This window comes from Psychrobacter sp. (assembly GCF_030457785.1).
Taxonomy (GTDB): Bacteria; Pseudomonadota; Gammaproteobacteria; order Pseudomonadales; family Moraxellaceae; genus Psychrobacter.
Map to the genome: position 1 here is coordinate 1 of NZ_JAKDUI010000201.1, position 5,020 is coordinate 5,020.

The window sequence follows — 5,020 nt, forward strand, 5'->3', positions numbered from 1 at the left end:
GGTCAATAACAGACGTCAAAGTCTATTTTGCGATGAATGGATAGACGATTATTGGTTCTCAATAGTGAGTAAACTGCTTATTGAGGTTATACCCTTCATAATAGAGTTGGATTTATCATGACAAAAAGCAGAGACATTGATTTGGATACTCTGGACGTCGATGAGCTACGTGTCATCACTGAAAATGCCCAGCGGATCATTGCTAAAAAGCAGCACCAGCGCCTGTATGATGCTTATAGGCAGTTCGAAGAGATTGCGGAAGGCTGCAATACTACCATCGAAGAAATTTTAAAAGCTGGTGAGACGCTAGAGAAAAAACGCAGTATTAAGTATCGTAATACTGACAACGATGAAGAGACGTGGACTGGCCGAGGTCGTAAGCCTACATGGTTGGTCGAAGCGCTAGCGTCTGGGCGCGACATCGAAGAATTTGCGGTTTAGTGTCCGAATAAAAGTCAAGCCGAACAATACATAGCTAGACAGTGACGCGGGTCGCTGTCGCACAGTCTCTATCTTCTTGCCTCAAGTAATTGCTAAATGAGCAAGTTGAAAGACAAAAGCCAGTGTCTTTCTACCAAAATAATGGTAGTAAAGATACTGGCTTTTTTTCTGTCATCTGTATGCCATTGTTTGATATGATAATGGCGTTTTTATCTTTAATAAGAGTTATGCAACTGTGTCTCAAACTTCTGCGTCGTCTCATAAGCAACCCCGAAAGCTATGGTGGCTAGTAGGGCTTGTGTTATTTGCGATATTTGCAGTACTACAAATGCCAGCAGCATGGCTACTTGAAAAGTACGCGCCTGACACTCCTTATGTCCAGCATGTATCGGGTAATGTATGGCAGGGGTCAGCCATTTGGCAAATGCCTTTAGCCGCGACGCCGATCACAGGGTCGGCAGATTGGTCGTGGCAGCCATGGCATGTACTATTAGGCAAGCTGGGTGCAGACGTCGGTATCAACTCAGACCAAACACGCCTCAAGGGGCAAGTAAAAGTCGGTCTTAATTCATGGCAAGTAGATAATTTGAGTGGGAGAATTGCACCTGAAACTTTGGCTAGCGTGGTTGATTGGCAGCTGCCCAACACGCCGATTCAGATCAATGACGTATCGTTAAAGCGTTTGTCCAATTCAAGCGAGGACGATGGATCTACTGCTGGTTTTAGTCAAGCAGATGGTCAGCTAACTTGGGTGGGCGGCGAAGTTGGTTATCCTAGCGGAGGTAAGGTTTTTTATATTACTATGCCTTCGATGCGTGCCGAGCTCAGTGCTGAGCAAAATGACGATAAGAACCTATTGAACATCAATCTATTGGACCAACAAGACAAACGTTTGGGCGATCTATATATCGATGGCGATAACATGTTGGATGTTAGCTTGACGCAGCGTTTATTAGAAAACATGCCTGAATATGAAGGTCAAGCACCCCTAGACACGCCGGTCGTCAGTGTGCGCCAGCCGTTACTTTCTGGCTTGGGAGCACAATAGATGCTCAATATCGGCGCAAACCTAAAGCCCGTTATCAATACGCTCAATCGGTTTTCGGGTTGGGTATTGCTGTTAGCCATCGCTTGGCTGTGCTGGACGGCAGCTCGACTATTGTGGCTGTTGTTGGCTGCACCATTAGCGCCGACCTTACCACTAGTCCCGTTACAAAGTAGTGCAGATTCCGGCAATGAAGGCAGTGGCTTGTTTGCTGTGTTTGCCGATCCTGACCCTGCGGCGACAGCGGTAAAGCCGCCACCAAATGTAGAGTTGAAAGGGGTGCTAATGGCTATGCCAGAAAGCATGTCATCAGCGTTACTGAGTGTCGATGGTACGGTCAAAAATTATCGTATCGGTGATAGCCTAAAAGAGAGCGGCTACACACTGGTCGCTGTCGATTGGGACGCAGCTATCATCGCTGACGCTAGCGGTAAACAAAGCGTCATCAGAATGCCGGAAGCGATGCCTTTGGACCAAAGTGATATGATGCCAAACGAAGTGAGCAACCAGCGCCTACCGAATAATAACACTTTGCCCACTACTGCACCGGCACCAACCAGTATGGACAACAGTGAGTCTGAAGCGTCAGGAAGCAGTCCGCAATCAGCCATTGAAGATGCAGTTAATGAATTACAAGAAAACCCCGCCAGTTATCTGAGTAGAATGGGCGTGATGGCATCAGGTGAGAGCTATCAAGTAACCGCGGCGATGCCTGCGAACATTCGTAACCGTTTAGGGCTCGAGCCGGGTGATAAAGTGCTAACGGTCAATGGTCAAAACGTGGGAAGCGACCCTGCGCAAGATGCTGGCTTGTTACAGCAAGTACAGCAAACGGGTGAAGCGCAAATAGAAGTACAACGTGGCGAGCAAATTATCACCATTCGCCAGCAGTTTTAATTTGGTTGGGCTATCAGCGAGCATACTTTACATTTATACATAATGCACGATGTCAGTTGAGACAGTGTCACCTTCAGGCAGCGTCGAGCAAAGATTTAACTCAGTATATATTTAGCAACATCACTGTAGGTAATTATCAATATGGCCAGTTCTCATAAATTTTCAATTACGCCCTTGCACCATATTTTGCAGCGTTTGATGCGTATGTGCCGCCCGCTTTGTTTGGCTTTACCATTATGGGCAGCCAGCACAGGACTTGCGAGTGCTGAGAGCTGGAAGGTCAACCTGCAAGATGCTGATATCAAAGCTTTTATCAATGAGGTAGCGACCATAACCAATCAGAATTTTGTCTTAGATCCACGTATCAACGGCAATGTAACGGTTATTTCTAATAAAGCGCTGTCCAGTGATGAGATTTATCAGCTGTTTCTGGGTGTGATGCAAGTCAATGGTATCGCTGCCATCGACTCGGGGACGACGGTTAAATTGGTACCGGATAATGTCGCAAAACAATCTGGTGTGGCTGTGGATTTGCGCGGCGACAGTGTGGGTGAATCGTTAGCAACACGTGTTGTGTACCTGACGAATACTCAGGCAGCTGAAATATTGGGTGTTATTCGTCCGTTAATGCCGCAGTCCGCCCATGCTGCAGCAGTGCCTGGTGTCAATGCGCTGGTATTGTCCGATCGTGCCGATAGTTTGAATCAATTGATGACGCTTATTCGTGATTTGGACAGTAATACTAATGATAGCTTGCACGTGATACCGTTACGTCACGTCGATGCTGAGCGTATGATGGAGCTGATTAGTGCACTGGTCGCTAGTGCGAGTGGTGGACAGGCTCAGGGCGGTAGCAATCAACTCAAAGTTATCGCTGATAGCACCAGCGATAGACTGTTGGTGAAAGGCAGTCCGCAGATGATCTCTAAAGTCCAAGAAATGGTCAATCAGCTGGATACCACGCCCACGAGACGCCTGAGTGGTTTACGCGTTTTTCGATTAAAATACGCCAGTGCTAGCCACATTGCAGAGATGCTCCGTGGGCTACTCGCCAACCAATCGATAAATAGTGCTGGCGCAACGTCTTCTTTAGAGTCCGCTTCTTTAGACGACGCCAGTAGCACGGATACCGGCCTGTCTAGTACAACCAATGAGACTGTCAATGGCAGCTCTGGGACTTCCTCGATTGCGAGTTCGAGCTCTGGCAGCACAAGTACAGGTATTGGCGGTCGACCTTTTAGTATCATCGCCGATGAAACGCAAAACGCTGTCATCGTTAATGCTTCACCTGAGCTGATGTTTGAGATAGAAGACGCTGTCAATCAGCTGGACAACCGTCGTGCTCAGGTACTGATCCAGGCCGCGATTGTAGAAGTGTCCGGTGATGATGCGACTCAACTAGGTGTGCAGTGGGCATTGGGTAACGCCAATAGCGGATATGGTGTTGTTAACTTTAATAATGTAGGTGCGACAGCGACCTCTCTTGCTGCGGCAGCGTTGTCAGGTGGTAGCACTGCTACTATCAGTTCAGCTGCAAGTTCGATAGCAGGTGCTTTGGTCGGTATTGGTGATAGTAGTACAGACAGCCAAGGTAATACCCAGTTTTATGGAGCGATCTTGCAGGCGCTTGATACGTCAACCAGTGCTAACTTGCTATCTATGCCATCTATTTTGACACTAGATAACGAAAAAGCCAGTATCTTGGTTGGACAAAACGTGCCTTTTGTCACAGGTTCTTATACCACCAGCGGTAATTCATCAACCAACCCGTTCCAGACGATTGACCGTCAAGATATCGGTATCAATCTCAACGTAATCCCACACATTGGCGACAATGGCACGGTTCGTTTAGAGGTCTCTCAGGAGGTCTCATCAGTAGTACCAGGTAGTACGGGTAACGTCAGTGGGCTGACTACTAATAAAAGCCTGATTAATACGACGATTTTAGCGGATGATCAGCAGACCATCGCCTTGGGTGGATTGATGCGGGATAATACCACCACCAGTCAACAAAAAGTCCCAGGTTTGGGTAATGTACCTGTTATTGGTAGGTTGTTCCGGTCAGACAATAACAGCACAGAAAAAAGTAACTTAATCATATTCTTGCAACCGACCATTTTACGTGATGGCGGTGCAGTTGCCAGTGTTACTGAGCGAAAATTCGATCAAATGCGTGTACTGCAGTTGGTAATCGACCAAAACGGTACAATCAAACAGCTACCATTGAGTGGTGCAGAGGGCTGGGATGGTAATGTTAGCTCAGATTACGATTTAATGCCGCTCAACCCATTCATCTCTGATTCTGAGCAAGCGCCGATCTCTACACCTCAAGGCTTTACCAAAGTAGATACCCCAGACAGTGGTATGACCACTTATCCTTTAAATCGTTAATCCTTTAAGTTGCCAATATTGAAGATACAGTGTTCAATCAGTACCTATTGACTGCTTTAATTTAGCAAGTACCTTTCAATATTCCCCCATCATTAGTTTTTCAGTATTGAATACATTAAATAGCGGTGTAGCAGATAAAAGTTGCGCCGTACACTTACTTGCGTATTCATAACATAGATTATTTTATATTGCTTAGATTAACACACCAAGTGCAACGCTAATTAATATTATAGAACGCCTGCATAG

General features: G+C 46.5%; 4 protein-coding genes. All 4 read left to right on the plus strand.

Features of this window, described 5'->3' with window-relative positions; translation table 11 throughout:
- Positions 1-117 precede the first annotated feature (117 nt).
- Positions 118-441, plus strand: coding sequence for an H-NS histone family protein (locus L0J61_RS09210; protein ID WP_301466151.1), 324 nt, complete (start codon positions 118-120; stop codon positions 439-441).
- 235 nt (positions 442-676) lie between these two features.
- Positions 677-1,489 (plus strand): type II secretion system protein N, encoded by an 813-nt coding sequence (gene gspN / locus L0J61_RS09215; RefSeq protein WP_301466152.1) that lies wholly within the window; start codon positions 677-679, stop codon positions 1,487-1,489.
- Positions 1,490-2,383 (plus strand): type II secretion system protein N, encoded by an 894-nt coding sequence (locus L0J61_RS09220; protein ID WP_301466153.1) that lies wholly within the window; start codon positions 1,490-1,492, stop codon positions 2,381-2,383.
- 141 nt (positions 2,384-2,524) lie between these two features.
- Positions 2,525-4,774 (plus strand): type II secretion system secretin GspD, encoded by a 2,250-nt coding sequence (gene gspD / locus L0J61_RS09225; RefSeq protein ID WP_301466154.1) that lies wholly within the window; start codon positions 2,525-2,527, stop codon positions 4,772-4,774.
- The last annotated feature ends 246 nt before the right edge of the window (positions 4,775-5,020 follow it).

Coding starts and splice junctions, on each gene's coding strand:
- gspD (WP_301466154.1), top strand. CDS start 2,525: ATGGCCAGTTCTCATAAATTTTCAATTACGCCCTTGCACCATATTTTG.
- L0J61_RS09220 (WP_301466153.1), top strand. CDS start 1,490: ATGCTCAATATCGGCGCAAACCTAAAGCCCGTTATCAATACGCTCAAT.
- L0J61_RS09210 (WP_301466151.1), top strand. CDS start 118: ATGACAAAAAGCAGAGACATTGATTTGGATACTCTGGACGTCGATGAG.